Source organism: Nostoc sp. NMS7 (assembly GCF_017115085.1).
Taxonomy (GTDB): domain Bacteria; phylum Cyanobacteriota; class Cyanobacteriia; order Cyanobacteriales; family Nostocaceae; genus Nostoc.
This window is the reverse complement of the sequence record NZ_JABXKJ010000229.1, coordinates 40484-67084: the sequence shown is the minus strand read 5'-3', so window position 1 is coordinate 67084 and position 26601 is coordinate 40484. Positions and strand designations below refer to the sequence as shown.

Here is a 26601-nt window from a genome sequence, read left to right as displayed (position 1 = left end):
CTTAATTTTATCAAACCCTTTCTACATAAGCTTTACGTCAAGTGTTTCTTGAAAGGTAGGAGTGATTGTCAACTTAAGGTTAAAAGGGCGGTTAGAAACCGCACGCCAGTTGCTTCTCCCAGAGGGAAACGCTGCGCGAACAAGTCGGGCATTGCCCGCCCAACGCACTGGCTTGTCTACACGAGGCTTTACCCACACTTCGACCCTTCGACCCTTCTCTACGAGACGCTGCGCGTAGCTTGCTTCCCGAAGGGTACGGCGCAGGTGTTACCCTGAGCTTGTCGAAGGACTCAGGGCAAGCAAGCTCAGGGCAACGCAAGCTCAGGGACCGCCTCCGTGGGTTAAAAATCCTTGATTTTGTATTAGTCCACGGAGGTGGACTTTGTTTGTGTCGCCGCGAATTCCATTCGCCAAGGCTTAAGTTGACACCAATGAGCATTGCTGTGCCCCTACCGCGTGGTCTATCTATTTACTGGTAGTAGCAGGCAAGACTTCGGCGTGAGCGCTACTTCGACCCTTCTCTACGAGACGCTGCGCGAACGACAGGATCAGGGCAGGTGTTACCCTGAGCCTGCCGAAGGGCAAGCTCAGTACAAGTCAGTCGAACGCTGCCCACACTACCCCAGGTTTCAAAATGGACGAGCTTTAACTCCTGTACAGACGCGATTAATCGCGTCTCTGCTCCTTAAAAAAATCCTGGTTGGTGGCGAATCAAGTTAAAAAATTCTTCGCGGGTTTTGTGTTCCTCTTGGAACACACCAATCATTGCGCTAGTGACAGTCCAAGAACCTGGTTTCTGGACACCCCGCATTACCATGCACATATGGCTAGCTTCCATCACCACGGCTACGCCTTGAGGTTCCAGAATCGTCTGAATTGCTTCGGCAATTTGGCGGGTTAACCTCTCCTGCACTTGCAAACGACGGGAATACATCTCTACAATTCGGGCTAGCTTACTCAATCCCACAACTTTTTGGTTAGGGATATAAGCAACGTGGGCCTTACCCATAAATGGCAGCATGTGGTGTTCGCATAGACTAAAGAAATTAATATCTCTAATCAGTACCATCTCGCTATGCCCTTCATCAAAGATGGCATCGTTAACGAGTTCTTCAAGGGATTGGTTGTAGCCACTGGTAAGAAACCGCATTGCCTCGGCCACTCGCTTGGGTGTTTTGAGGAGTCCTTCGCGTTCGGGGTCTTCGCCAACTCCCAATATTAGTGTCCGCACGGCGTCCTTCATTTCTTCCATCTGTTCCTCTTTTGGCTGGAACAAATCCGCTTCTCGCCCGTTATGAGTATTGCGATCGGGTCTAGGAGTTATGACTTCTGCCAAGTCTGGATTCAGAGGCGATTGAGAACTATTTGAACCGTTGGAACTAACGATAGTCATGATTCAGTCTTGGTTATGGTTTAGTCATTAGTCATTAGTCATTTGCAAAAGACAAAGGACTAATTAAAGTGCGCCAGCACTGGACATCAGGGTTAATTCATCAATAACTGCCTGTTGTGGTAACAGAACTGTGTAGAGAATTGACTGAGCCACAATTTCCGGGGTTAACATTTTGGAACGGTCTAAGTTGGCATGGACTGTTTTTGTGTCCCAAAGTTCAGTATTGACTGCGCCCGGACAGATAGCTGTTACCCGAATGCCGTGGGTGCGTTCTTCTTGTGCCAGGGTTTGAGAGAGGGCAATCAAACCAGCTTTGCTGACGCTGTATGCTCCCCAACCGGGAAACGGTTGCTTGGCGGCTATTGAGGCAACGTTGATAATTGTGCCTGTGCCCCGATCGCGCATTGAAGGCAAAATCCCCACAATGCACTGAAACACGGCAGTCAGATTCAAGTCAATTACCTGCTGCCAGTCCTCTAGGAGAGTTTCGCTCAAATTACCTGTATAGCCGATGCCAGCATTGTTTACCAGAATGTCTATATCGCCAAAGTCAAGAGCGATCGCTTGGATCTTTTCTTTAACTTGTGATAGCCGCGCTAAATCTACAGCGTAAGCTTTCGCTTCTACCCCAGTATGCTGTAGAGCTTCTCTTACCGCCTCCAACTTATCCAAAGAACGGCTGACTAAAGCCACATCTATTCCGGCTTTTGCAAAGGCTAAAGCCGTTGCTTTCCCGATTCCACTACTTGCCCCAGTAATTAGGGCGCGTCGTTTTTGCTCAACACTCATGGTGTCTCCGAATTTTTTGGCAGTTCCCAAAGCCTATTACCAACCAATTATTCACACTTTTCGGTTTGGATAGATTAAAGGAATCTAAAAATCTGATGATTTTCATTAAGTAACTGCTATAATATAGTGCAATACTGGGCATCTTTTGGGTTTTACCAGTGAAGACAACAAATCATCGCTTGGAAACCACGCCATACACTCAAATTAAATTACTTAATAGTACAAAACCCACTCAATCAAATTGAGTAGATTTAACAAACATCCAAATGCCTATGGCTAGATTGTTAAAAATCTTTAAGCACATAGGCAATTATAGCATTTCTGCTCTGCTAATCAATGATTATCCAGTGCTATTAGTGGGCAACTTCTGTAAAAACACCAATTTTGCGGAATTTTTCATAGCGCAGTTGCCGGCGTTCTGGAGAGGTTAAACGATTGAGTTCGTCCAAATTTTCTAGCAGCACTTGTTTGAGAGTGGTAGCGGCTTTTAAAGGGTCGGAATGAGCGCCACCAGTAGGTTCAGGTAGTATTTGGTCGATAATTCCCAACTTTTTCAGGTCGTGGGAAATAATTTTCAGAGCAACGGCGGCTTGGGGAGCCTTACCAGCATCTTTCCACAAAATGGCGGCGCAGGCTTCGGGGGTGGCAACAGTATAAACGGAGTGTTCAAACATCAGGAGGCGATCGCCTACGCCAATACCGAGTGCGCCACCAGAACCACCTTCACCAATGACTGTACAGATAATTGGCACATCTAAGCAGAACATTTCCCGCAAGTTGTAGGCGATCGCTTCTCCTTGACCTTGGTGTTCTGCTTCCACCCCAGACCAAGCTCCGGGCGTGTCGATAAAAGTTAGTATCGGCATACTAAACTTATTGGCGTGTTCCATCAACCGCATCGCCTTGCGGTAGCCGCCAGGGTAAGGCATTCCAAAGTTACGGGCAATATTGTCTTTGGTATCTCGACCTTTTTGATGACCCAACATCACCACAGGTTGTCCACTCAGACGACCGACACCACCAACTAAAGCCGGATCGTCACCACCAGTGCGATCGCCATGCAATTCCATCCATTCATCACTAATAGCCTGGATGTAATCGAGAGTGCTGGGGCGACGCGGATGACGGGCGACTTGCAATCGCTGGGACGGGGATAGACTAGTGAAAATTTCCTCACGCAATTGCATAGCGCGTGCTTCTAGTTGACGAATTTGACCAGAAACATCGACACTATTTTCTTCTGCAAGTTGCCGAATTTGATCAATTCGGGTTGCAAGTTCTGCTAAGGGTTTTTCAAAATCTAACAGTAGCGGTTTACGCTCGGTAGTTGCCATCGTAGGGATTATGAATTACGAGTTATGAGTTATCTATCTTTTGTCCTTTGTCAGTTGTCCTTGGTCATTTGTTATTTGCAAATGACCAATGACCCTTCGGGTTCGCCAGTTGCTCATGGGGGAAACCCCCAGACGCTCGATGACTCGCTAACGCTGCGCTATCGCTTTTAGCGTCTCCCCTTGGGAGAAGACCGCACTGGCTCACCAATGACCAATGACTAATGACTAAACCAGCAATGGTCTAAATCCATGTTTTACTGATACCCGACCAATCTGCTCCATTTTGTCTACGGTAATCTGATTCCGTCCCCACGAAAAGTTCGTGTATAACTTCTCAAATTCCAGCAGCATTGATTCGGCAAAACAAGCAAACAACTGGCGGGCTGGCACGTCCATATTGACGATTTTCATAATCTTCCAGTCAATATCCAGGGAATGCTCTACAATTCCACCATTTAACACGTATACACCAGGATGCTGAATTTTCGTCGCTAAGTTTTTAGGATAGCCACCATCAATCAACAAACAGGGTTGTTTCAAAGTGGTAGCGTCAATTTCCACACCTTTGGGCATACTGGCAACCCAAACTACAACATCAGCTAGGGGCAGTGCTTCTGTCAAACTCATAATTTTTCCTCGCCCCAGTTCGCCTTGCAACTCTTTGAGACGTTCTTGGTCACGGGCTATCAACAAAAGTTCTTTGACATCTGTTCTTGCATCTAGCCAGCGTGTAACTGCACTACCAATATCCCCAGTTGCCCCACATATAGCAACAGTCGCGTTTGATAGATCAATTCCCAGTTGTTTCGACGCTTCTTCCACTTGCTTACAAATAATGTAGGCAGTATGCGTGTTTCCTGTGGTGAAGCGTTCAAAATCTAGTTTAATGTTGCGGACTTGGCTAAACTGCTCTAACTTAAAGTTTTCAAAAATAATTGAGGAAAATCCGCCTAAAGCTGTGATGTTAATACCATGCTTCTGTGCATGAGCCATAGCGTTGAGGACTTTGCGTGTTGCGGCTTTGATGCGACGACTCGCTAGCATCTCCGGCAAAAAGCAAGATTCTACATACCGTCCTTCAATTTTTTGCCCAGTGATGCTGGTGACAATAATGGTATCGACAATTTGCGGCGGGGCGCTGCACCAAAAGTCTAGCCCTTGATCGGCATATTCTGGGTATCCCAATTCTTGAGCTACCGCTTGAGCGTGTTCTAAACTAGCGAGATGTCCAATTAGACCAAACATGTAGTGATTCTTAAGCTTATGCTGTCTTGAGCGCGTGGAATTTAGTAGAGTGAGGAGTTGGGAATTAGGAGTTAGGAGTGAGGAGTGAGGAGTTAGGAGTTAGGAGTACGACTGATAATTTCTCCCTGAGCATTCCTCACTCCTAACTTTTTTAAGCGGCTATGAGTCCATAGGCTGACAACCGCATAATATCGCGAGTTGTGAAACCGATATTACTTAATGCTTCACCGTATTGAATCATAAAGGCTTCTACCAAAGCATCTTTTTCCATTGCCATTGTGTGGGCATCCCTTTCTACTTCGTTGAGCATTCTCCAAACGATGGGTAGGTTTTGGCGGTTTGCTTCTTCTAGTTCAGCTTTGGATTCTGTAAAATGTTCTTTCAACCAAACTTCTCCAAAGTTGAGGTGGCTATATTCTTCTTTTACTACTCCCTCAGTGATTTTGCGGGCGAAGTCGTCGGCGACGTTGATATAATTTTCGTATGCTGCGATCGCAAAACATTCAATAATTAAAGACTGAATCAACAAGCAAGTAACGACCTTGCCTTCGGCAGCCGCCGTTTGAAAATTTTGGTGTAGTCCAGAGAAAAACTCCTTGGCAAATTGCAAATCTGGGGTTACTTGCAAATTGCGTCCACAAGCTTCAAATCCTTTTTTATGGCGACTTTCCATCTTAGATAGGCGAATCAAGTCATCATGAGATTCTGGCAGCAGTTGAGCTAGTGTGATGTAATTCTCATGGGCTTCTTGTTCCCCTTCAATCACGATCGCATTAATCCGGCTATAAGCATCTTTGTATGTTTCGCTCTGGAAATCTAATTCTTTAAATTGGTCTGCTAGCTGCTGCATGGTATGTTTACTCCTGTAAACCTGAATTATTTGACACCAGGATTCAATTTACCCTATGAACTGAGGGTAATAATCACTGTGGTTTAATTTAACTTAACAAGTAGACTATCTTTATAGATTAATTGTTGCTGGGGGCAATACTGTAGTACTAGCGAAACAAATGCTTTGCAGCTCAAGTTATGTCCAAACCAAACCCGAATCTGAAATCTGGCGATTTTTTGAGTCTAGTAGTGTTACTGCTAGGGGCATTTATCGTTTTACTACCTCTGTTTGTGGTCTTTTTCACCTCCTTTGCAGCGACGGCCGCCAGCCCAGAAAATTTGTTCAAAAATAACTGGTCTTTAGCTAATTACCGCGTTGCATGGCAACAGGGAAAATTTTTACTGGCGTTTGCTAATTCTACCTTGGTAGCGATCGCGGTGACGGCGTTTCAGATTCTTACTTCTGCTTTAGCGGGTTACGCCCTCGCACGGCTGAAGTTTCGGGGACGCCAAGCCCTGCTATTAGTCGTTTTAGCAACTTTGGTAATTCCTTTTCAGTTATTGGTGATTCCCATCTTTTTGGTGTTGAAGTGGGGACACCTGATAAATACATACTGGGCGCTGATTTTACCCACGGCTGTCAACGGCTTTGGGATTTTCTTATTACGTCAATATTTCCAGACAATTCCCGTAGAGTTAGAGGAAGCCGCCGCCATCGATGGGGCGAACCGACTACAAATTTTGTGGCGGGTGATGTTACCTTTAGCCCGTCCCGCTTTGGTGACGTTGTTTTTGTTCACCTTCATCGGCGAATGGAATGATTTGTTTAAGCCTCTGGTATTTACGACACGACCCGAATTAAGGACGGTGCAGCTAGCGTTGGCAGAGTTTCAAGAGCAATTTACGAATAATTGGCCTTTAATGATGGCAGCAGTGACGATCGCCACAGTTCCAGTGATGGTATTATTTCTCATCGGTCAGCGTCAGTTTATTCAGGGTATTGCCACCACGGGGATTAAGAATTAGCCGTGAGTGGAAACCCACTTGAGATTAAAATTTAAGCATTAAATTTTGTGACACTATGCGAAATTCTTACTAGCCAAGCTGAATCAATAATTATATACATCTTATAGGAAATGGAAACAGTCATGAACCCTGAAACATTACAGCAGTTACAAGACGAGATTCAACAGAAGCTGCTTGAAAGCGTTCATAACGCTGACTTATACGCAGTGCTTGAAAAATACGGCGTATTAGAAGATAGAGCCCTGATAGTTCAGTGGGAGTGCAATCTTGACCTAAATAAAATCAAATCTGGTGATGCAGTTGGTGAACAGCAACCTAATGAATTATTACCAGCAAACTCAGGACGCCCAGGACAAGGAATTCTCCTAATGCAAAAATCATGGTGTATCCCTTGCCCTTCAACTGGCAGCCCTCTCGGTTGTAACTGCTAAGGAATGTAGATTAAATATAAATGCAATCATCCTGTCTCTAACTTCCCTCTCCAATATATCGGAGAGGGATTGAGGGTGAGGTAAGCCAAGGACATAAATTGTATCTTATTTAATTCTTATTCCTAAATAATTTAGTCTTCGGACTGTAAAAGACCATTTATAAAGTAAATCTTAAGTAGGGGAGGCAGAATGAGCGGAGGTTTCCGAGGCTCGATAGGGTTGGCGTAGCGTCTGGTAGAGAATACGTGACTGTCTGTTGCCTCGGAAACCTGCACAAGTGGTTCCCTTACAGGAATTTTATTTTTACTTTATATTTATAAATGAGCCCTAAAAAGTTTATTCTAGTGAGTATAAAAATGCTGAACTTTGCATTTACTAGTTAGGTTGCAGAGAGAATCTCAAGTATCCCTATATCTAATTAGCAAGGAGCAGTATTTCAATATACTTTGATATTTTGGGTGTAAGTTTGTCATGCCTCGATACCGAAGCAGTTGGTACTGGGAGTTAGGGATAGTGAGTACTTTAGCAATTGCTGGAGTGCTGACTTTCTTTGAGAGTTTTGCTTTAGCCCAAATACAAAATGATCGCACACTTGGATCTGAAAGTTCAATCATTACACCAAAGCTAATTGATGGTCAGCCTACAGACCAGATTGATGGTGGGGCAGTTCGTGGTACAAATTTGTTCCACAGCTTTGAACAGTTTTCTGTATCTACGGGAAGGACAGCCTACTTTAACAATCCAATAGATATTCAAAATATTATCAGTCGGGTCACAGGCAATTCTATTTCTAATATAGATGGCATTCTGAAAGCTAACAGCACAGCCAACCTGTTTCTGATTAATCCTAAGGGCATTGTTTTTGGGCCAAATGCTTCTTTAAATATCGGCGGTTCATTTGTGGCTAGTACTGCGAGTAGCTTGAACTTTGCTGATGGGACAAAGTTTAGTGCTATATCTCCTCAAAGTACACCCTTGCTGACAGTAAGTGTTCCCATTGGTTTACAATTTGGAACAACTGCTGCTCCTATCCGCAATCAATCCCAAGCAGAACCAGATGGCGCAGTTAATATCTTTGGAGATGGCGTTGGTCTACAGGTGCAGCAAGGCAAAACCTTGGCACTTATCGGCGGTGATATCACGCTAGATGGGGGAAATATCACAGCAGAGGACGGAAGCGTTGAGTTAGGAAGCGTCGCTGGTAATAGTTTGGTCAGTTTAAGTCCAACAAACCAAGGTTGGGCATTTGGATATGAAGGTGTTCAAAATTTCCAGAACATCGAATTAATCAAATCAAACCAAATTTCATCTACCATCGATACTCATGGAGAGGGTTACAGCAATGTCCAGATCCAAGGCAAACTTGTGCGGATAGCTGGTAGTTACGTAATTTTAGTTTATCCCTTGGAAGAGCAATCAGGGGGGAATTTGACAGTGAACGCCTCAGACTCTGTACTACTTGAGCAAAATGCACAACTGTTTACTCAGAGTTTCTCCACCGGAAACTCTGGAAACATAAATGTCACTACTAAAAAATTGGTCGTCAGAGATGGAGCACAAATGCAGGGGCAATTGACCATAAACGCCTCAGATTCCGTGGAACTAATCAGCGGCACCCCCATTCCTGTCTTGGCAGATGGTAGTGATTTAATATCCAGTGGATTATTTAGTGCAACTTATGGCGATAAAAACGCTGGCAGCATCACAATTAACACTGGAAAGTTGCGTATCGAAGGAGGGGCAAGTATATCAACAACCTCTGAAAGTATATATAGCTATATTTCTAACCAACTTATACCAGCTACAGGAAAAGCAGGGAATTTGACGGTGAACGCCTCTGAGTCCGTAGAACTAATTGGAACATCACCAAATGGTTCTAGGCTCAGTGGCTTGTTTTCTGGAACTCAAGGGCCTGGAGATGGCGGTAACTTGACCCTAACGACAGGGCGATTGCTTATCCAGGATGGGGCTGCAATCTCTGTGAGTAGCCAAGCTCGAAAAAATGTAATTTCTGACTTAGATCCAAATAACTTAGGGAAAGCAGGCGATTTAAATATAACCGCTCGCTTCATACTTCTGGACAACAAAGGAAAACTCACAGCTGAAACCGACTCAGGTCGAGGCGGGAATATTACGCTACAGGTGGCAGAATTATTACTGATGCGCCACGAAAGTAAAATAACCACTAACGCAGGTACAACAGGGCTTAGTGGAGATGGCGGTAATATCACCATCAAAGCACCTAATGGCTTTATCGTCGCTACTCCTTTGGGAAATAGCGATATCACTGCCAATGCCTTCTCTGGCTCTGGTGGTAAAATTGCAATCACTGCTAAAAACATCTTTGGGTTTGTGCCGCGCACTCGTGCAGAGGTAGAGAGGCTTAATTCAAAGGAAATCAACCCGAATAACCTGCCAACAAGTGACATCACCGCATTTTCTCAGGAAAACCCTTCATTAAGTGGCACTGTACAAATCAACTCACCAGATGTTGACCCCAGTAAAGGATTAGTACAATTACCCGTAAATCTGGTTGATGCTTCGCAGCAAATTGTTGCCGATTGTAATACTGGTGGAAAAATAGCCAAGAGTTCATTTATTGCAACTGGACGTGGAGGACTAGCACCCGATCCCACGGAGCCATTGATAGCTGATGATGCGGTGCTAGCAGATTGGATTACACTGGAGCCAGAGAGTAAGAATCGTGCTGGCGGTATTCAGAAAAGAGTGGTTGTTCACAAGCAGCGAAACACAGAACAAAAATCACAAAAAGTCAATTTTGTCAATGAACCTACTCAAATTGTGGAAGCGCAAGGGTGGGTTATAGATGCGGATGGGAACGTGGTTTTGGTTGCTCAAGTACCCAATGGGTCGCCCCATAACTCCTCATTCGTGGCTACATCTTGCGCTGCTAATTAAAATTTGAGAGATGGTAATTTTAAGACGGCTGGTGTTAAACCTCCCATCTCTAAAACCTCAGTTTTGCATTGCTTTCTCGCCCTGCAATAAATTGCGGGCTAATAGCTAAAGTGCGTTTAAACCCCACCCTCAACGAAGTAGGGTGGGGTAGTTCATTATTTTATCGCCCAATTGAAACTGGAATTGAAGTTCTGCGAGTGGTTAGTGGCTATCGTGATTTAGATGCGCTTTTTGATCAGCCAGACAATGAGTAAATGTCATATTGATGACCGAAAAACCCAAACTTTATCCCCAGTGAGGGGAAAGAGGAGAGCAAGGGAAGCAGGGCGAGAATAATTCTTCACTCCGCATTCCCTAACTCGTTTCCTGAATTTGCAAACGAATAGTATGTTCAGTCGCACCACTAAGTTGCAATTCCATGATTTCACCACCCAGAGGTTCCAAGCAAGTGAGGAGCGATCGCAAATTGGGTGTACTTGCGCCAGTATCTACATATAATCGATCTGCTAAATTACTGATCCGTTTCCAAGTCATGTAAAGTTTAGCGATCGTTTGTTCCATCTGCGATGCTTGATTCACCAAGTCAGCAGCAATGCTCAAACAGCCGACTCTTTGCGCTTCTTCTAAGGCTGTTTCAATATCAACATCTTCTTGCGTCAGCGCCTGAACTTGCGCCGCCCCTTTGAGATATTTCGCCAAGTTACGCGCTTCGGTAGTTACCTGTTTGAGGGTATCGACATCGGGGTTAGCAGCAATTTCCTTTTGGATAAACTTTTGATGCGATTCTGGCAGTTTTTCCATTTCCTTCACCAGTGGGGCGATGTAGCGTGGAGGAAGGGTGTTATCTGCGGCTTTTTCTTTAACTGCTTCCGGTAATAAATCTGAGGACATGGCTGTCCATTCATCGCTGAGTTGACGCACTTCCCGCCTGGTGATGCGATCGCCTTTTTGGGCGGCTTCACTCACCATCTGTTGCACTTCGGGGGATGCTTTGGAGGTTTCGATAAATGCCCGTTTGCTGAAGTTGTTCACAGTTCCGGGGTCAAGTTTACCGTCTTCGATGAGAGTATCGGCACTATTGGCCAGTTGAATCCAGGAATAAGCTTGACTTTTGCTGATTTCCCGCTCTTTTAGCCATCGCAGAAAGCCAGTACCGCGTCCGTCACCACCAATTTTCTCTCTGTCGCGGATCGCCCGTAAGATTCGCCCCCGCCAGATTTCAGTTTGCAAATCAAAGCGATCGCATACCTGCCAAGCTATTTCTAGCTGCTGTTGAAAATCTGACTCTAAAATCTGTTCATCTTCTGGATCGGGCAGTTCAAAGCTGATATCTTCTGGCTGTAGTAAAGCAGCAGCAAGGTCGTTGATGGAGTCGGTATCTTGCACGATTGATGACTAACTAGTGGATGCGATCGGCTTATTATGCCACAATCTGTAGATTCTAACCTAAGAGGTGGTGCGGTATCTTGAATTACAGCAAAATGGTAGGAAGGGGTAAACCACCTAGCGAAATCTTTAATTGATCAGAGAGAATAAAAATAAAACGATGAACCCGGTAGACTACCTCCGCATTAGCTTAATCGATCGCTGCAATTTTCGTTGTCAATACTGTATGCCAGAAGGAGTAGAACTGGACTATATTCTCAAGCAACAGCTGTTGACTGATGAAGAACTACTCACCCTAATTCAAGAGGTATTTATTCCCGTAGGCTTTACCCGGTTTCGCTTGACTGGGGGTGAACCCTTATTACGTCCGCGTGTGGTAGAGTTGGTCGGCGCGATCGCAACTCTTCCCCAAACTCAAGATATCTCAATGACCACCAACGGTTTTTTGCTGGCTCCGATGGCACAAAACCTTTACAATGCTGGTCTGCGACGAATTAATATTAGTCTGGACTCTCTTGATCCCGACATTTTTGATCAAATTATCGGTAATCAGGGGCGTTCCCGTTGGCAACAAGTTTGGCAAGGGATTCAAGCTGCCCATCATGTCGGATTCGACCCACTGAAACTAAATGTGGTAGTGATTCCTGGCGTCAACGATCATGAAGTTCTCGATTTAGCCGCCCTGACAATTGACAAACAGTGGCACGTTCGATTTATTGAATTTATGCCTATTGGTAATGTGCATTTATTTGGCGATCGCGGTTGGGTATCTTCAGCCGAGTTACGACAACAAATTTGCGATCGCTGGGGCTTGACAGAATCTCAAGTTCGTGGTGCTGGCCCTGCTGATGTCTTTCAAATTCCCGGCGCGAAGGGGACACTAGGATTTATTAGTCAGATGTCGGAATGTTTTTGCGATCGTTGTAACCGGATGCGCCTGAGTGCGGATGGCTGGCTGCGTCCCTGTTTATTAAATGAAACTGGTCAAATAGATTTAAAAACTGCTCTCCGTTCTGGTGTCAGCACCGCCCAATTACAAGAGCAGGTGAGTAGTTTACTCGCAATCAAGCCAGAAATTAACTTTAAAGGGCGCGATTCTGGTAATAAGGGTATATACACCCGCACGATGTCGCAAATTGGCGGATAGTTATTGGTCATCTTGAATCAAAGGCTGAAAATCTCTTCCTGTATGGGGTGTTAAATTATAGATTTGCTCAACTCGACAGGGTGAGGAGCGAGGAGAGCGGCGGGCATACGTGTCAACTTAACGTGAAAGCCAGTCTATAAGCAGCTTTTAAGATTGTCTCGTTAAGAGTCTCCGACTCTTAATGCTCGTCCTTGAGGCTCCGCCTCAAGACTTGCGGCAGAGCCGCAACGAGCAGCATTTTTAGCCTCTGGCCAATAATTACCACTAGACTTGGCAACCAAATACTGACTATTTGTTCAGTGACAATTTGGATAATCAGAACTAGCAAGTATAAGCCAAAGATTTTGCGGATTTCAGGATACTTAAACCAAATAACAAAGGTAATTGTAGGAACAATAAGCCCAATAGCGATCGCTAACAAGATCCAGACTCGAATAAATCTCAGTCCAGCATCGCTATAGTTAATCATCTGACTAATTGGTAATATTCCAATTGAGGTTAGCCAACCCAGAAGTATTACTACTAAAGTTGCCAGTACTATAAAGAGTAATGTCGTTTTCTAAGTCATTAATTGTTTGCTCCACTAACCAATTGAGCTTCAAACTTCAACGAACGTCGGTTAGAATTGGACTTTAGACAAAAGAGGTAATAGCTTTTATTAAATCTCTGCCTACTGATGGTATTATCTATCCATTGTCCCAAGATATGATAGTGCCATTAAGTCAGCAAAGATTAAAAATAAAGAAATAATTTGATCGATCGCTTTAAATTGAATTATTTTTAGCATTCAAGGTAAGCGTCATACTTACTTTTCGTACCAACAATCGTAGCAAGCCCATTGGAGCTTAATTACTGGACTTTTAATCATGGCTAGGCTGTGTTTTGTTGATTTGTGCAAGCGGCGCAATCTGTTTGTCATAAAACTCAGGAGATGATTGAAAATGACAATTAATTATGGAATATTATCGCAACCAGGTGAAGGTGATAGTTATTCAGTAGCAGGTGATGTAGCCACCTTTAAAGCTACGAGCGAACAAACAGATGGCAAATATGCACTGTTTGAAGTAGTACTTGCACCCGAATTAGGCCCGCCGCCACATATTCATAGTCGAGAAGATGAAGCATTCTATATTCAAGAGGGTTCGATTGGTTTTATCTTGATGAAAAAACAGTTGTAGCAACTCCCGGAACATTCTTGCATTCTCCTAAAGGCCAACTCCATAGTTTTAAAAATATTGGTTCTGTACCAGCCAAAATGCTGATTTGGGCTACTCCAGGCGGGCTAGAGAAGTTTTTTGCACAAGTCGGAACTAAAGTAGAAAATTCGTCAGTTCCACCGTTACCCATAACTCAAGAAGCCATTGACCGGATATTAGCAACTGCTCCCGAATATGGAATTACAATTGTTCTTCCTGAAGCTAATAATTCTCCATAAAATTGTGGTTTTGATTCAATACCGAAAATAATTAATTGGATATTTGGCAGGGCAAGAAGTATAAATTCTTCAGCTGATACGAGTGCATATTGCCAAGCACGGTCAATATTGCCAGAAGTATTGTTAAAAAAAATTAACTTCTCTGCACAAAATCTAGAATACAGCGCTTCCGGCTATTATGGAATATAGCTTTTCTCTTTACCCCTTTCCTAGCGCATACCTTTCAGCTTTGAGGATGTACCTTATAGCTGCCGCAAGTGCTGTAGAAAGTACCAACACACGATTTATCCTGTGGTCAGAATATGAAAATAATAGATGGTTCTACAGTGACATCTTCACACTAAATAGCCGACCTCAAAGGAAAATAACGGGTGTGCTTGAATACAGACCCCCATACTAATTATTCTCAATTAAAAAGTGTGAGCAGAGGTTTCGTTTCTTCTGCTCACACTTTAGAACTTGCCCTTCGCAAATAACTAAGGACAAATGACTATTACGCTTGTCGTGAGTAGTATTCCACCACAAGTAGTTCATTAACTTGTAATGCCACCCATTCGCGCTCAATAACGCTGTTAACTTTACCAACCAACTTAGTTTTGTCAAACTCCAAATGACTGGGAAGGTTAGCCAAACCGGGATATTGTAAGTTGGTTTCCACCATTTTCCGTGATTGTACCCGATCCCTGACCGCAATTACTTCACCAGGACGGCATTGGTAGCTGGCAATATTCACCACACGACCGTTAACAGTGATGTGACTGTGATTTACCAGTTGACGCGCTGCTGGAATAGTCGGGGCAATACCCAAGCGGAAAACGGTATTATCCAAACGCATTTCTAGCAATTGCAGCAGCACTTGTCCGGTAGAACCAGTAACACGTCTGGCTTTCCGCACATAGCGGAGCAATTGCTTTTCAGTCAAACCGTAGTTGAAGCGGAGTTTTTGCTTTTCCTCTAGACGGATAGCATACTCAGAGCGCTTCTTGCGGTTCTGACCATGCATACCAGGTGGGTAAGCGCGTCTGGCGCTTTTACGAGTCAATCCTGGTAAGTCGCCCAAGCGACGGACAATTCTGAGGCGTGGCCCTCTATATCGGGACATGAGTTTCCTTAATCTAATCCTGTTTAAACTTTACCCAAACATTCCATTTTGACATTCCCCTGATCAGAAATCAGGGAATTCTTGGTTTTTTGAGGCTGCTTGCCTTGGTATGACGTATCATACCAATGTAGAGGCATCAATTGCGCTAGTTGCTTTAAGTCGGTATCGACGCACTGGCTTCCAAGCCTGAATTCCGACGTGTCCCGCCGTACTCCTGCCAATAAGTTTTTTGTGTTTATTTAGTTTCGTAGGCTACTCAATCATCAGATTGGTTTACGTAGTATTCTTACTCGGAAATACTTTTTACGTTGCCTACTTATCATTCAAACAGTTATATTAGCACAATTTTCGAGATAATTAATTATGTATATACTTTATTCCCGCCGAAATTCTTTGATTGCAGAGGATTTGAAAATAATTTTTTTAAAATAATATTTGAGTTAGCATAACGTTGGGTGTTTGGAGAATGGCAATATCAATGAGGAAAAAAGTGGTTAGCAAAGGTAAGAACGAACAAGGCAGTTCCACCTCCAGGATTCTAATAGTACCAGTTTTGGCTATAGCTGGATGGTTAACAACGATCTTGCCTAATGTGGCTGTTGCTGCCTCTTACAGCAATGATTATAGTGTTTGTGCGGGTCGCCTTTTGAGCCTGGGTGTAACGGCACAAGCGGCATCACAAGGTTGTGCAAAGGCACTGCGTCCAAGGGATTTGGCCGCTTGCGTGGTTAAAATTGAGAAGCAAACCCAAATTACCGCGACAGATGCGCTTTCTTCTTGTGGAAAAGCCCGGCGTCCTGAGGAGTTAGCTACCTGTGTAGTCGGCGTCAGCTCTAGTACTCAGGAAGCAATTAATCCCGCAGCTTTAGATTACTGTGGCCGTAGTTTGTTGCCCGTGCGCTTTGGTCAGTGTGTGGTTGGCTTCCATAGTAGTAAAATCGATCTTCCCCCTACCCAGATATTGGAAACTTGTATCGATGCTAGTGATAGCGTTATCGGTGCTTCATCTTCGTCTACACCGCCGAGTATAATTCCTACCGGATCAAGTCCAAGTCCAGAGATTACCCCAATTCAAACGCCGCAGCCGCTTGCTCCCGCACAGCCGGTTGTTCCATTGCAACCGATTATTCCAACGCAACCGGGCACTAATTAAATTTCAGTGCTTTTTAACTCATAATAACCTCAGCGAGTTCCTCACGAAACTCGCTGAGTTTACTATTTCGAGTCGTTAGTACCAATGACTAATGACTAATGACAATGGAAAGGCGGGCGGCTATTCCTCCCACCCAAGAATGTTGGGATGGAATTTCCGCCGATTTTCGGTAATTGTCAATAGACCAACCACGCCCTGACTCTTAAACAAGGGACAAAATCAGTAAAAAGCTTATTTTATCAGCTTTTTTAATTTTGAATTCAGCGTAATGGCGCTAGTCTTCTCTTTCGCCAAAAGCTGTCTGCAATACTACTGCAATACCACCGTCTTCGTGATATTTATCTGCCCAGGCACGGATAACTTCATCCAATTCTTCCATAGCTTGCTCCATTTTTTCTGGGCGGATATCAAGTTCTTCTAGCAAGCGCATGGCATTTCGTCGCCGTTCTGCCCAATTTTTCATCATACGGAAATACCGCGCGGTATCTTCCACCATGATGTAAGTGCGTTCTTGATCGTCTGCTGGGGCATAAAAAGGACGGGTAAGTGCGTAGAAGGGCATTCCCCAAGGAGAATCAATGCGTGTTACCGTGCCTGAATAGAGTAGACGGCGCTTGATATGCTCACCCAAGGCTTCACTCAATGGCATTTGGTGTTCGGGTGGCAATTCTTCTTGCGATCGCTTGTGCAAAAACTCAATCAAATCCAGAAACTCAAAAGAGCTAACTAACTGGGCATCAGGTAGATTACTTGGCAGTTTCTGCTCAATTTGTCTTTTTTCTTCACTTGTCAGACTGCTACCAGGAACGCGCGATCGCCCCGGTTGCCAAGGATACTTTTCTAGCCAAACATAAGGCAATTGAATCAGATAACGCGGTTCTTGAGAACCCAGCATCTTTAACAGTTTGCCTTCTGTTAGCGCTTGTCTGACTTCTTCTACAATAATTTTTACGCGTTTCGGTTCCAAATGGTGCAAATGCCCTGTCATCCGCAGGTTTTGTCCCTGCTCCAGATAGGTCATGTAAATTGCACATTTTGCTGCTGTTGCGGCTGCGTCTAAAAATGCCCCATGCCTGTGCCCACTCGTCCGCATGGCACTAAAAGCCAGATAAAGCATGATCTGATCCATCGCACTGGGGTCAAGACGTTTGATCAGATCTATGTCGTTACTCATATGACAGACAATTGAATAGCACGTTTACACAGTTTTTAATCGAGTGAGAATAGGGTAGTATACACCTGAAGCAAGGTAATGTCTTCACGTTCAGACTATATTAGTATGCGATAACTATCAAATCTGTGGTAGCCCAAACTACCATTCTCACATATTTTCTGGTACACAAGCAGATTCGGTGGTTATTACTAAAACTGTCTCTGCATCTGACCGGAAAATTACAGACATTACCAAGTCCAACTTGAGGACGGTTTACATCCCAAGATCAAGTGTGGTGCAAGTAATTTACAAAGCCTTTCAGTTTTCTGGGGTTTTTCTCATCTTTCAAGAGCAACAACGTCAAGCTGCTTACACCTAATTATGGCACTATGCCGACTGGGAGTAAAAACTAGTTTGCGCGGTTTATCTGGGATATCTGTTACTCGAAAAAGATGGGTTTTTTCAGCTTTGGCAAATTATTTGTAGCACACAGATGACTAGAAATAATTGGAAGTGGTCTTAAAAGAAATCGCTAGGTGTAGCCACATTCAGAGGTTGAGCCACACGGCTGGTTGTGAACTCTCATCCCGTTCACAACCTCCAGTGATGTCTCGGCAGCATCAGCCGTTGGGTTGAGGGAAGATAATAGACATCAAGTAGAGCAATTAATTCCAATTTCAAAATACCTGTTCTTTTTTCAAATATCGTTATTTATCATATCATTGTTTTGGGGATTGGGAATAAACTTATGTACTAGAAAGTTGAGCAATCATGCTTATTAGAAGACTTCCTATTCTGGTTAAATCAAGGTTTGATGATATTTTCATGTCTACTCCTAAATCTAAGTCTGATTTATCGTTTTCTGTTGAGGATTGGACACAGAAATCTGCGATTAATTCCGATGGAATCGCATACCCATAAGCCTTTGTTGTTCGTGCTAATAACCTGAAGATTAGTTACTAACCATAGAAATAATAAAACATATTGGATTCCATCTGATGGTTATTTAGAGATTTTTTCACGATGACTTTATGTTTCTTTCATGAAAGAACTTTAAATTTTCATGATTCAACTAATTCATTAACTCCTTTCAAGTATGTTTTTACCTCGCTGTTTTAGATATTTGAGGGACTTAAATTGCGTAGATAGTTTGTTGCTATAAAAGAAGGAGCATCCGCAGCAGGCTACGATATAAGCTTCTTTTTCTGGGCATCTGGGCGATCGCAGTCCAAGTTGACCTTTTACAGACCGGCAGAAATAAACATACCATCTCACGAAACCCAAAAGCACAGAAATGAGGAATTTTGAATCTTGCGTTACTCGCAGGGGTTTTAGTAGAATAAATGTACTAGCTGTTTCATAGGCGATCGCTCCATATATTCATGTAGCTAGAATAGTCTCCCACGCTGAAAAACAGGTTACTCTAAACATTTGTGCTACTTCTTGATCTCTTAGTTTCAAAATGTGCTGCAATGGTCTTAACTCCTTGCCAATTTGCTCTGTAAGCGATAGCTCGTCCTCAATTGTTTGAGTCAGTACTACTCATACTGCTTATATATACGTGTTTTCCCTATCTGTATCAGGCTAAATTTCTAAAAATATATTACAAGTCAAGTAGGGGCACAGCAATGCTGTGCCCTTACCATGTGTTGCATTCATAGACGCCTAGTGGCTTAACGCAGGGTACGAGAACTGCTATAGATATAGAAATTTAGGATCTAAATATATGGAATACCTGCAATCGCATTAGTTTAAAGAAGTTACAAGTGGGCATCAGGATTCATGCCCAGAGTGATGGGAGGTAAAGTAGCTCCCATCACAGCTAAACTGATTGAACTCGCCATTTAATTCGTGGGATTAGAGGGTTTAACCTGATTTCGCATTGTTTCAAAGCTGAAAGCAGCCGCGCCAAAGGTTACTAACAACACTCCCAGAATTTGCACAATATCCAAATTTTCTTGAATGATTAAGCCAGCGAAAATCACGGTTAAAACTGGAATAGTCCCACCGATGAGCGCCGAGCGGGAAGCCCCTAGTTTAGTAATACCAACATTGTTTAGCAAATATCCGGCAAGAGTCAGCACACCCAAAATAAATGCGCTTAAAACCAGTTCCAGCATCTTAGAGGGATCAACTATCAAGTTCCAACTGGTTGGTAAAGGTAGCATTAAGCAGATAAAGCTCAACAACAACATCGTAGCGAAGTTAATTAAAGTAAAAGTCACCGGATGCAGTTTGCTAGCACAAACGCGCGTCAGAATTATGTAGGCAGCAAAAGCCACCCCGGAAAGAATGGCGGCGCTATTTCCCATTGAAATATTACCCATACCTGTGCTGGGAGAACCGCTTAAAACTAACAATTCACCGCAGCAAATCGCGGCGATCGCACTGATCCGAAATATAGTAGGGCGATCGCGGAACAGAAACCAGGACAATAAACCAGTAACCATTGGATAGACAAAGAAGAGTGCGATCGCCATTCCAGTTGTGACTTGAGCGATCGCAATGTAAATTAGCACCTGAGACAAAAACAAAAAGCCCCCGCTCACAATCGACAACAGCAAAATCTGCTTAGTAGCTGCATTAACTGGTGTGGGATTTCCTCGGACTGAATTAGCCAAATTTTCCAAGTCTTGCCACAATCGGGGATGCAGTATTGGAGACAACAGCAGCATCAATGGTACTACTACCATAAACCGGAGCGTCAAAATTAATAGAGTATTGCCCAAAGTCGGTGGCAGCAAGCGCTCTACCTCTAATACTCCAAAAATCTGGGAACCTTGGTGAAAAATTATCTTGATGGCGACGTTATAAAGCGACGATACCACTACTGATAAGACAATCAACAAGAAACCGATTTGGAGTGTAGATAAGCCAGATGAATTAGGCGATCGTGATTGTGGGGGCTTTGCTTCCGGTTGCGGCTCTAGCGCAGTAGTCGATGAAGATTTAGCTTTGCTCTGTGCTCCGTTTCTGCGGAGGACAGAAATTGGTTCAGCAGCGTTTCTCCTTCGTGAAGATGGCACAGATACAGTCGGAGGCTCTGATGTCCTTTCGTTTTCCGGCAAGTCTTGATTGCGGACAGAAATTGGTTCAACAGCGTTTTCTTTTGGTGGCGGAACTATAACCGCCTGCGCGTGTGATGTTGTTTCCCTTTGGGACAAGTCTTTGCTGGGGACAGAAATTGAATTCGCGCCGTTTTCTCTGATAATCGGCGGCTGTGATGTCGTTTCCCTTTGCAACAAGTCTTTGCTGGGGACAGAAATTGGATTCGCGCCATTTTCTTTCACAACCGGCGGCTGTGATGTCGTTTCCCTTTGCGATAAGTCTTTGCTGGGGACAGAAATTGGATTCGCGCCGTTTTCTTTCACAACCGACGGCTGTGATATCCTTTCCCCTTCTGAAAATTTATTGGGGATCGGGGAAATTGGCTCAGGGGAATTTCTGACTACTTCGCCAGACTGTGGCGGGGATGTCTCGAAAGAACTGTTTTTCTCTGGCTCCGTAAACTGCAAAACAGTAGGTTTACCTGCTGTTGCTGGTTTGCGTGCAGTTTCTTCTATAGTTTTGTCTAGTTCTCCATGCAGGCGATTAACAAACTCCGCCAAAATCGTTTCCCCTTGTTGCTGCTGGCTATACATCCGTGACAACTGTTGGGAAAGATTACTTTGATAGTTCTTCAGTTCTTGTTGCAGCGAGTTAAAAGTAACAGTAACGGTGTCATCCAGGCTGTCAAACATGTGTTCGACTTTTTCATTGATTTCACCTACTACAACATTGCTACTCACTTGGGCGGACTTCAGGGCAGTTTGTTCATAAGATTTGCCCTCAATGATTTGGTTAGCTAAAGTTGCCAGAGAGGATTGCAGTTGTGAAGATATATGTTTTGCCAGAACTTCTGCCAGTTGACGAATTAACACTTGCTGCTCAGTGATTTGGCGCACTTGTTGTAAATGCTCTTTTTCCTCTACCAAGCTTTGAATCTCATCAGATAACCGATTTTTTTCGGACTGAAGCCGCTTTACGTCTTCCTGCAAAGCTCTGAGGACATTCTGCTGAAGATTTTCTAAGTCTTCAACTACAGCCCAAAGAGCATTTTCTGCTGCTCTAGGTAGCTCGCCTCTGACTCTTGGGTTTTCTGGTTGCTTCTCGAATCGCCCCATTAGCTTCTAACCTCTAACACCTTGACGATAAAGCTGCTTCCCGTACACTTGGCGCTCATAGTAATTTCCTGTATTTTGTCAGATAAATTAAAAGTTTTAACAGCACTTGGGCATTTCAACGTAATTCTGTCATACTGGACACAGGTTAGCAAAGGATCAAATTTGCTCCACTGCTTACTACACGGTCTTATCTTCAGCATTGACAAGTATTTGGTCAGTTTTAATTTTCATAAATATATTCGCCAATGAGATTTTTACTTTTAAAAAAATCTTACTTAAAATAAATATTTATTGTTTTGCTACCAATAGTAGTTAGCAAGCACTTGCGCGTTGACGCAAAGCGACTTTCCCCAAACATCGCCACAAAATTGTCTGACTTGCGAAACTAGCTGTAAATTTGTGTGGAATGTAACTTCTGTGACAGTTTACATTTCTAAATGCAGATTAAAGTATCTTTCTGTGTAAATTCAAAGTTACGCTAACCCCTGCACACATTCTAATGAATGAGCAGCAATTCTGCAAAAACACGCTTTTTTGGCGTTGTTGCAGTCTAGGTTGTACTTTGAGTAGATGCAATAGAGGAAAAAGTTAGGAAATATTAATAATTCTTAGAAGAATAAAATCCGGGCGATGCTAAAGAGGGCAGCGCTAAGGATAGCACTCACCGGGATTGTAATTAGCCATGCGGCGGCAATACCTTTTAGTGTTTGGAACTTAATCGAGTTGATGTTTTGCACCAGTCCAATACCCACTACACCACCGACGAGGGCGTGAGAGGTGGAGACTGGTAAACCTAGCCGGGAGGCAATGAGGATGGTGGTAGCAGTGGCAAGTTCGGCACAAAATCCACTACTAGGTTGCAAGGCAATAATGTTTTCGCCAATAGTGGCGATGACTTTTTTACCCCAGACAGCTAAACCACCAACAATACCAGCACCACCAAGGATTAAAATCCAAATAGGGATAGTGATACCATCTGTAGGTACGCTACCAGTGCGATTGATGTAGACGATCGCAGCTAAAGGAGCGATCGCATTTCCCACATCATTAGAACCATGAGCAAAGGCTACAAAGCAAGCACTCAATAATTGGAATCGGGCGAATAATCTTTCTACGGGATTGGGCATTGGACATTGGATAGATTCTGTTTGTCCTGTTGTCCCCTTGTCTTCCAATTGTCGCCAACTAATGATTGTGAGTCCAACTGTTGCTACTGCACCCGTTAATAGTGGAATGTCGTAAGCAGGGATTGTAAAACCAATTTGCTCAATTACAAAATTGGTTATGGGTTCAGTCAGCGAGGGTAATACAATTACACCAAATATTCCCAGTAGCAAAGTACTCAACCAGGGAATCCATTCTTGTAACTGGACTAATTGATTGGGTTGATCTAAAATCCAGTGCTTGATTTGACTGTAGAATAAAGCAGCGATCGCACCACTAATTAACGGCGTTAAAATCCAGCCAATGGTAATTAATTTAATTGATGACCAATCAATTGCATCTACTCCCAAAGCTACCCAACTAAATCCAGCGATCGCACCAACAACCGCATGAGAAGATGAGACGGGTAAACCGCGTGATGTGGCAATTTGCAACCACACACCACACGATATTAGTACCGTTACCATCCCAGTAACAAATATTTGAGGTGTAGCTGCGAATAAGGCAGGATTAGCAATTTTCGTCGCTAGGGTTTCTGTTACCTCATGTCCAAACAACACAGCACCCGTAAACTCTAATATCCCAGCAATTATTAGTGCCTGTTTCAGGGTGACAGCTTTGGAACCTACAGAGGTTCCCATCGCGTTAGCGACATCGTTTGCTCCGAGATTCCAGGCGACGTAGAAAGCTAGTAAGGCGACGGAAAGTAGAGTATACGGCATATATAGGCAGGTAAGGAACATGGGAAAGATGAGGATGAACCTCTGAGCTTGGTCGTTCAACCTCTGAGCTTAGTCGCTGAACCTCTGAACTTTAGACTTCTAGTTTTAACAGAGTACCGTGGGTTGAAGTCCCCCGGTTCAATAACCGGTAAGTTTTGGGTCGGGGTCTAAATCCCTGTCACAAAACTTAATTACGAATTACGTTAGCCTAGCGTTAGCCAGTCATCGTACTCTTACGGAGAAGCAAGCTACGCTTTTAGCGTCTCTTAGAGAGCGTCATTACGAATTACGAATGATTTAACACTCCCTCATCTCCCTTTTACGGATAAATTAAGATTTTATAAGTATCCGGTGTGGGTGCGATCGCAACTTCCACAGCTGCTGATAAATCTTTTAATGGATAGCGATCGCTAATTAACGCTTTCACGTCTATCCTCTGATTAAATACAATATCAGCTGATAGATTCTGAAGCCGATAAGATGAGCTATAACTACCTATCAAGTCAATTTCGCGACGATAGAGGATATTAGGGTTGATGGGAATTTCTACCTCATCAGGGAATTCGGCGAAAAACAAGATTTTGCCACCTTTGCGGGTACTATCAAGCGCTTGAAAGAAAGCTTTTTCACTCGGAACAGCCAGCAAAGTAACATCAACACCTAGTCCACCAGTTAAGGCATGAATTTTGGCGGTTAAATCGGCGTCACGGGCATCAAAAGCCGCCTCTGCACCCACACTCAAGGCTTTTTCAATTCTAGAGGGTAGTAAATCGGTAGCGATCGCATTTGCTCCAAAATACTTCACCAACATCATGAACATTAACCCAATGGGACCAGCACCAGTAACTAACACAGTTTGTCCTGGGGCAATTTGGGCTTTTTTTACAGCTTTCAAGCAGCAGTTAGTTGGTTCGACAAAACTCGCTTCTTCAAAACTGATGCGATCGGGGATGGGAATTAGCCCACCATTTTCTACAATATGACCCGGAACTTTGACATAATCAGCAAAACCGCCGCCACTGGCGTTAAAGCCTGCGGTTGTGGAGATGTTTTTGTAAACATCGCACATAGAGAAATTATCATTTAGGCAGTAGGCGCAACGCATACAAGGGATGTGATGCATCACTGCCACCCGTTGTCCAACTTGCCAACCTTTGACATTATTGCCTAATGCTGCGATCGTGCCGGCAGTTTCATGTCCAAAAATGCGCGGCGGTTCATAGAGTGGATAACGAATTTTTTTAATATCTGACTGACATAATCCCACAACCCGCACCTGTACCAGCACTTCATCTGGTTCTAGGGTTGGAACTGGGATATCTTCGTAAGACAGTTGATTAACGCCTCTAAATACCTGTGCTTTCACGTTGGTTTTTCCCCACTCGATGTTATTAGATGTAACATTAGCAGTCAACGTTAAGCTATCAAGTTTGGGATTTAATATTGTTTGTAAATCTTGGTGCTTCTCTACTGAGTAATTCTAGAAGCTCAAAAAAACTCATGGCTGGCTTTTTGAGACTTTGAGACTGTCGCTGTAATACCTCAATGACTTGTTGCGGATACAGATTATATAATTCAGTTAAAAACTCATCTGGAGATTTGGCTTGGACTTGCCAAAGTGCTAAATCCTGATCTTGAAAATGCTTTAGGTTTGAGGTGACAATTATATTAGCCTTACCTACCACAGCAGCAGCCAGAACATGGCGATCGTTAGGGTAATTTGTCATTAATTGAATAATATTATCAGGAACTACGATTAGTGCTGTGGGAAAGGCTTCTTTAATTCTCCCTTCCAGTCTCATCGCTTGGGTAGTTGTGAGTCTACCTGTATTTACTAGATTACGAGTTGCGCCATCAAGTATTTCTTGCGACCAATGTGGTACATATAAACCAGCCTCAGACATACACAATAGGGTATCTCTTAAGTACATAGGGAACAGTACACAAGAATCTAGTACAGCACGATACATAATACTCAGTAAATAATCAGAACACCCTACTGATAAAATCCTAACTCTTGGCTTTCGGCTATTAATTCATCTAGCAGTTGTCTACGTTTAGTATCCCTTTGCTGTTTATATTTGATTAAATCCTCAAATTTCACCCGTCTATGAGTTCCTACCATAATGTAAGGAAGCTCACCCTGCTCTAATAATTTAATCAGATAGGGACGTGACACATTCAACAAATCAGCCGCTTGTTGTGTTGTTAGCTCTGGATTATGTGTGACTATAGATACATTTTTCCCTGATGCCATTGCCTGCACTACTTGTCGTAATACACAACATACAGAATCAGGAATAGTCATTTCTTCGCCGTTTGCCGCGACTAATTTCAGTTGACTATTTTCCTGATTGAGTATATGTTCAAGTTGCTTTATAGCCTCAGCTTCGGCTTCTGTAATAATACTGGAAAAGGTATTCATAAAGATGGTAGGCTTGGTCTTTTAATTTGATTGTATTACACAAACGCAATAAACGAAAATAGGATATAAAATGAAAAAGAGGGGAAAGGGGAAAGGGAACCCCATATTTATCTGTAACGCTGTATTATTTTTGAATATTTTCTCAAGATTTTCTCCAAGACGCCAGCAATGACTATTCGCCATGCGACTGAAACTGACTTGCCTGCAATTGTGGCAATTTATAATGCTGCAATTCCTAGCCGCATGGCAACTGCTGATTTAGAACCAGTATCTTTGGAAAGTCGCCTTTCTTGGTTTAAGGAGCGATCGCTTTCACAACGCCCAATTTGGGTAATCGAAGTAGAGGGAGTAATTGCTGGATGGCTTAGTTTCCAATCTTTTTATGGGCGACCTGCCTATAGTACGACTGCCGAAATTAGTATTTACATAGCCCCTCACTTTCATCGGTGTGGTTTGGGACGACAACTATTAGCACAAGCAATTAGCGAAAGTCCTAGTTTGGGTTTGAAGACCCTAGTTTGCTTGATTTTTGCCCACAATCAACCCAGTTTAAAACTTTTTGAAACATTTGGTTTTCAACACTGGGGACATTTACCTAAAGTTGCCGAAATTGATAGTGTTGAACGAGACTTAGTAATCATGGGACTCCGAATTAAACCGCGTCTATCTTGAAACCTGTAGTTCTTCGGTGATCAAAAGGATTTGCCCTCATCCCCCAACCCCGAATCCCAGATTTGGGAGAGGGATTTAGGGTGAGGGCAAAAACTACGGTTCTCAACATAG

24 protein-coding genes are annotated in these 26601 nt (G+C 43.5%); 10 read left to right on the top strand and 14 right to left on the bottom strand.

Annotation, left to right across the window (positions count from 1 at the left end; genetic code table 11):
• Nucleotides 1-685: 685 nt before the first annotated feature.
• From folE to HWQ38_RS29040, 5 genes are all read right to left on the bottom strand, one after another.
• Nucleotides 686-1393 (bottom strand): GTP cyclohydrolase I FolE, encoded by a 708-nt coding sequence (folE, locus tag HWQ38_RS29060; protein ID WP_292800807.1) that lies wholly within the window; start codon nucleotides 1391-1393, stop codon nucleotides 686-688.
• A gap of 63 nt (nucleotides 1394-1456) precedes the next feature.
• Nucleotides 1457-2182: an SDR family oxidoreductase gene (locus HWQ38_RS29055; RefSeq protein ID WP_292800805.1), complete on the bottom strand. Its 726-nt coding sequence runs from the start codon at nucleotides 2180-2182 to the stop codon at nucleotides 1457-1459.
• A 353-nt stretch (nucleotides 2183-2535) separates the two neighbouring features.
• The gene (locus HWQ38_RS29050; protein WP_292800804.1) at nucleotides 2536-3516 is read right to left on the bottom strand and encodes an acetyl-CoA carboxylase carboxyltransferase subunit alpha; all 981 of its coding nucleotides are present in this window, start codon (nucleotides 3514-3516) and stop codon (nucleotides 2536-2538) included.
• A gap of 225 nt (nucleotides 3517-3741) precedes the next feature.
• On the bottom strand, nucleotides 3742-4761 hold the full coding sequence (locus HWQ38_RS29045) for a long-chain acyl-[acyl-carrier-protein] reductase (protein ID WP_292800802.1): 1020 nt from the start codon (nucleotides 4759-4761) through the stop codon (nucleotides 3742-3744).
• Nucleotides 4762-4912: 151 nt separating this feature from the next.
• The gene (locus tag HWQ38_RS29040) at nucleotides 4913-5611 is read right to left on the bottom strand and encodes an aldehyde oxygenase (deformylating) (RefSeq protein WP_292800800.1); all 699 of its coding nucleotides are present in this window, start codon (nucleotides 5609-5611) and stop codon (nucleotides 4913-4915) included.
• 179 nt (nucleotides 5612-5790) lie between these two features.
• Here HWQ38_RS29040 and HWQ38_RS29035 point away from each other — a divergent pair, with 179 nt between their 5' ends.
• The 4 genes from HWQ38_RS29035 to HWQ38_RS29020 all read left to right on the top strand — a co-directional run bounded on the left by HWQ38_RS29035 (nucleotide 5791) and on the right by HWQ38_RS29020 (nucleotide 10222).
• A complete protein-coding gene (locus HWQ38_RS29035; protein ID WP_292800798.1) occupies nucleotides 5791-6618 on the top strand; it encodes a carbohydrate ABC transporter permease in 828 nt (275 codons plus the stop codon).
• A 122-nt stretch (nucleotides 6619-6740) separates the two neighbouring features.
• Nucleotides 6741-7049 (top strand): hypothetical protein, encoded by a 309-nt coding sequence (locus HWQ38_RS29030; protein ID WP_292800796.1) that lies wholly within the window; start codon nucleotides 6741-6743, stop codon nucleotides 7047-7049.
• A gap of 513 nt (nucleotides 7050-7562) precedes the next feature.
• On the top strand, nucleotides 7563-9968 hold the full coding sequence (locus HWQ38_RS29025; protein WP_366933355.1) for a filamentous hemagglutinin N-terminal domain-containing protein: 2406 nt from the start codon (nucleotides 7563-7565) through the stop codon (nucleotides 9966-9968).
• Between the two features lie 110 nt (nucleotides 9969-10078).
• Complete coding sequence (locus HWQ38_RS29020; RefSeq protein ID WP_292800792.1) at nucleotides 10079-10222, top strand: hypothetical protein; 144 nt, start codon at nucleotides 10079-10081, stop codon at nucleotides 10220-10222.
• 100 nt (nucleotides 10223-10322) lie between these two features.
• Here the strand turns inward: HWQ38_RS29020 and HWQ38_RS29015 are convergent, their stop codons facing one another.
• Nucleotides 10323-11354 carry a hypothetical protein gene (locus tag HWQ38_RS29015; protein ID WP_292800790.1) on the bottom strand — a complete coding sequence of 344 codons (1032 nt, stop codon included), beginning with the start codon at nucleotides 11352-11354 and terminating at the stop codon, nucleotides 10323-10325.
• Between the two features lie 160 nt (nucleotides 11355-11514).
• On the opposite strand from HWQ38_RS29015, the gene moaA reads away from it, so the two are divergent.
• Nucleotides 11515-12501 carry a GTP 3',8-cyclase MoaA gene (gene moaA, locus HWQ38_RS29010; protein ID WP_292800789.1) on the top strand — a complete coding sequence of 329 codons (987 nt, stop codon included), beginning with the start codon at nucleotides 11515-11517 and terminating at the stop codon, nucleotides 12499-12501.
• 178 nt (nucleotides 12502-12679) lie between these two features.
• Here the strand turns inward: moaA and HWQ38_RS29005 are convergent, their stop codons facing one another.
• Complete coding sequence (locus HWQ38_RS29005; RefSeq protein WP_292800787.1) at nucleotides 12680-12970, bottom strand: hypothetical protein; 291 nt, start codon at nucleotides 12968-12970, stop codon at nucleotides 12680-12682.
• Between the two features lie 472 nt (nucleotides 12971-13442).
• Here HWQ38_RS29005 and HWQ38_RS29000 point away from each other — a divergent pair, with 472 nt between their 5' ends.
• Both HWQ38_RS29000 and HWQ38_RS28995 read left to right on the top strand, forming a co-directional pair.
• Nucleotides 13443-13679, top strand: coding sequence for a hypothetical protein (locus HWQ38_RS29000; RefSeq protein WP_292800785.1), 237 nt, complete (start codon nucleotides 13443-13445; stop codon nucleotides 13677-13679).
• Nucleotides 13680-13696: 17 nt separating this feature from the next.
• The gene (locus HWQ38_RS28995) at nucleotides 13697-13936 is read left to right on the top strand and encodes a hypothetical protein (protein WP_292800783.1); all 240 of its coding nucleotides are present in this window, start codon (nucleotides 13697-13699) and stop codon (nucleotides 13934-13936) included.
• A gap of 493 nt (nucleotides 13937-14429) precedes the next feature.
• Here HWQ38_RS28995 and rpsD read toward each other — a convergent pair whose 3' ends face one another.
• Nucleotides 14430-15038, bottom strand: coding sequence for a 30S ribosomal protein S4 (gene rpsD / locus HWQ38_RS28990; protein ID WP_196515572.1), 609 nt, complete (start codon nucleotides 15036-15038; stop codon nucleotides 14430-14432).
• Nucleotides 15039-15516: 478 nt separating this feature from the next.
• Between rpsD and HWQ38_RS28985 the strand changes: the two genes are divergently transcribed.
• A complete protein-coding gene (locus tag HWQ38_RS28985; protein WP_292800779.1) occupies nucleotides 15517-16191 on the top strand; it encodes a hypothetical protein in 675 nt (224 codons plus the stop codon).
• Between the two features lie 274 nt (nucleotides 16192-16465).
• Here HWQ38_RS28985 and hetR read toward each other — a convergent pair whose 3' ends face one another.
• Nucleotides 16466-17365 carry a heterocyst differentiation master regulator HetR gene (hetR, locus tag HWQ38_RS28980; protein WP_292800777.1) on the bottom strand — a complete coding sequence of 300 codons (900 nt, stop codon included), beginning with the start codon at nucleotides 17363-17365 and terminating at the stop codon, nucleotides 16466-16468.
• Between the two features lie 178 nt (nucleotides 17366-17543).
• Here hetR and HWQ38_RS28975 point away from each other — a divergent pair, with 178 nt between their 5' ends.
• The gene (locus HWQ38_RS28975; protein WP_292800775.1) at nucleotides 17544-17723 is read left to right on the top strand and encodes a hypothetical protein; all 180 of its coding nucleotides are present in this window, start codon (nucleotides 17544-17546) and stop codon (nucleotides 17721-17723) included.
• A gap of 1465 nt (nucleotides 17724-19188) precedes the next feature.
• Here the strand turns inward: HWQ38_RS28975 and HWQ38_RS28970 are convergent.
• From HWQ38_RS28970 to HWQ38_RS28950, 5 genes are all read right to left on the bottom strand, one after another.
• Complete coding sequence (locus HWQ38_RS28970; RefSeq protein ID WP_292800773.1) at nucleotides 19189-21507, bottom strand: EamA family transporter; 2319 nt, start codon at nucleotides 21505-21507, stop codon at nucleotides 19189-19191.
• A gap of 608 nt (nucleotides 21508-22115) precedes the next feature.
• Complete coding sequence (locus HWQ38_RS28965) at nucleotides 22116-23393, bottom strand: inorganic phosphate transporter (RefSeq protein WP_292800771.1); 1278 nt, start codon at nucleotides 23391-23393, stop codon at nucleotides 22116-22118.
• Between the two features lie 319 nt (nucleotides 23394-23712).
• The gene (locus tag HWQ38_RS28960; protein ID WP_292800815.1) at nucleotides 23713-24759 is read right to left on the bottom strand and encodes a zinc-dependent dehydrogenase; all 1047 of its coding nucleotides are present in this window, start codon (nucleotides 24757-24759) and stop codon (nucleotides 23713-23715) included.
• 58 nt (nucleotides 24760-24817) lie between these two features.
• Entirely contained in the window at nucleotides 24818-25363 is a 546-nt protein-coding gene (locus tag HWQ38_RS28955) for a PIN domain-containing protein (RefSeq protein WP_292800769.1), read from the bottom strand.
• Between the two features lie 26 nt (nucleotides 25364-25389).
• On the bottom strand, nucleotides 25390-25818 hold the full coding sequence (locus HWQ38_RS28950) for a helix-turn-helix domain-containing protein (RefSeq protein WP_292800767.1): 429 nt from the start codon (nucleotides 25816-25818) through the stop codon (nucleotides 25390-25392).
• A 168-nt stretch (nucleotides 25819-25986) separates the two neighbouring features.
• On the opposite strand from HWQ38_RS28950, the gene HWQ38_RS28945 reads away from it, so the two are divergent.
• The gene (locus HWQ38_RS28945) at nucleotides 25987-26490 is read left to right on the top strand and encodes a GNAT family N-acetyltransferase (RefSeq protein ID WP_292800765.1); all 504 of its coding nucleotides are present in this window, start codon (nucleotides 25987-25989) and stop codon (nucleotides 26488-26490) included.
• The last annotated feature ends 111 nt before the right edge of the window (nucleotides 26491-26601 follow it).

Bases quoted from the DNA above. Each gene is read 5' to 3' on its own strand.
- moaA (WP_292800789.1), top strand. From the start codon at position 11,515: ATGAACCCGGTAGACTACCTCCGCATTAGCTTAATCGATCGCTGCAAT.
- HWQ38_RS29030 (WP_292800796.1), top strand. From the start codon at position 6,741: ATGAACCCTGAAACATTACAGCAGTTACAAGACGAGATTCAACAGAAG.
- HWQ38_RS28955 (WP_292800769.1), bottom strand. From the start codon at position 25,363: ATGTATCGTGCTGTACTAGATTCTTGTGTACTGTTCCCTATGTACTTA.
- HWQ38_RS28970 (WP_292800773.1), bottom strand. From the start codon at position 21,507: ATGGGGCGATTCGAGAAGCAACCAGAAAACCCAAGAGTCAGAGGCGAG.
- HWQ38_RS29050 (WP_292800804.1), bottom strand. From the start codon at position 3,516: ATGGCAACTACCGAGCGTAAACCGCTACTGTTAGATTTTGAAAAACCC.
- HWQ38_RS29000 (WP_292800785.1), top strand. From the start codon at position 13,443: ATGACAATTAATTATGGAATATTATCGCAACCAGGTGAAGGTGATAGT.
- HWQ38_RS29035 (WP_292800798.1), top strand. From the start codon at position 5,791: ATGTCCAAACCAAACCCGAATCTGAAATCTGGCGATTTTTTGAGTCTA.
- rpsD (WP_196515572.1), bottom strand. From the start codon at position 15,038: ATGTCCCGATATAGAGGGCCACGCCTCAGAATTGTCCGTCGCTTGGGC.
- HWQ38_RS28985 (WP_292800779.1), top strand. From the start codon at position 15,517: ATGAGGAAAAAAGTGGTTAGCAAAGGTAAGAACGAACAAGGCAGTTCC.
- HWQ38_RS28965 (WP_292800771.1), bottom strand. From the start codon at position 23,393: ATGCCGTATACTCTACTTTCCGTCGCCTTACTAGCTTTCTACGTCGCC.
- HWQ38_RS28950 (WP_292800767.1), bottom strand. From the start codon at position 25,818: ATGAATACCTTTTCCAGTATTATTACAGAAGCCGAAGCTGAGGCTATA.
- hetR (WP_292800777.1), bottom strand. From the start codon at position 17,365: ATGAGTAACGACATAGATCTGATCAAACGTCTTGACCCCAGTGCGATG.
- HWQ38_RS28945 (WP_292800765.1), top strand. From the start codon at position 25,987: ATGACTATTCGCCATGCGACTGAAACTGACTTGCCTGCAATTGTGGCA.
- folE (WP_292800807.1), bottom strand. From the start codon at position 1,393: ATGACTATCGTTAGTTCCAACGGTTCAAATAGTTCTCAATCGCCTCTG.
- HWQ38_RS29005 (WP_292800787.1), bottom strand. From the start codon at position 12,970: ATGATTAACTATAGCGATGCTGGACTGAGATTTATTCGAGTCTGGATC.
- HWQ38_RS29040 (WP_292800800.1), bottom strand. From the start codon at position 5,611: ATGCAGCAGCTAGCAGACCAATTTAAAGAATTAGATTTCCAGAGCGAA.
- HWQ38_RS29045 (WP_292800802.1), bottom strand. From the start codon at position 4,761: ATGTTTGGTCTAATTGGACATCTCGCTAGTTTAGAACACGCTCAAGCG.
- HWQ38_RS29055 (WP_292800805.1), bottom strand. From the start codon at position 2,182: ATGAGTGTTGAGCAAAAACGACGCGCCCTAATTACTGGGGCAAGTAGT.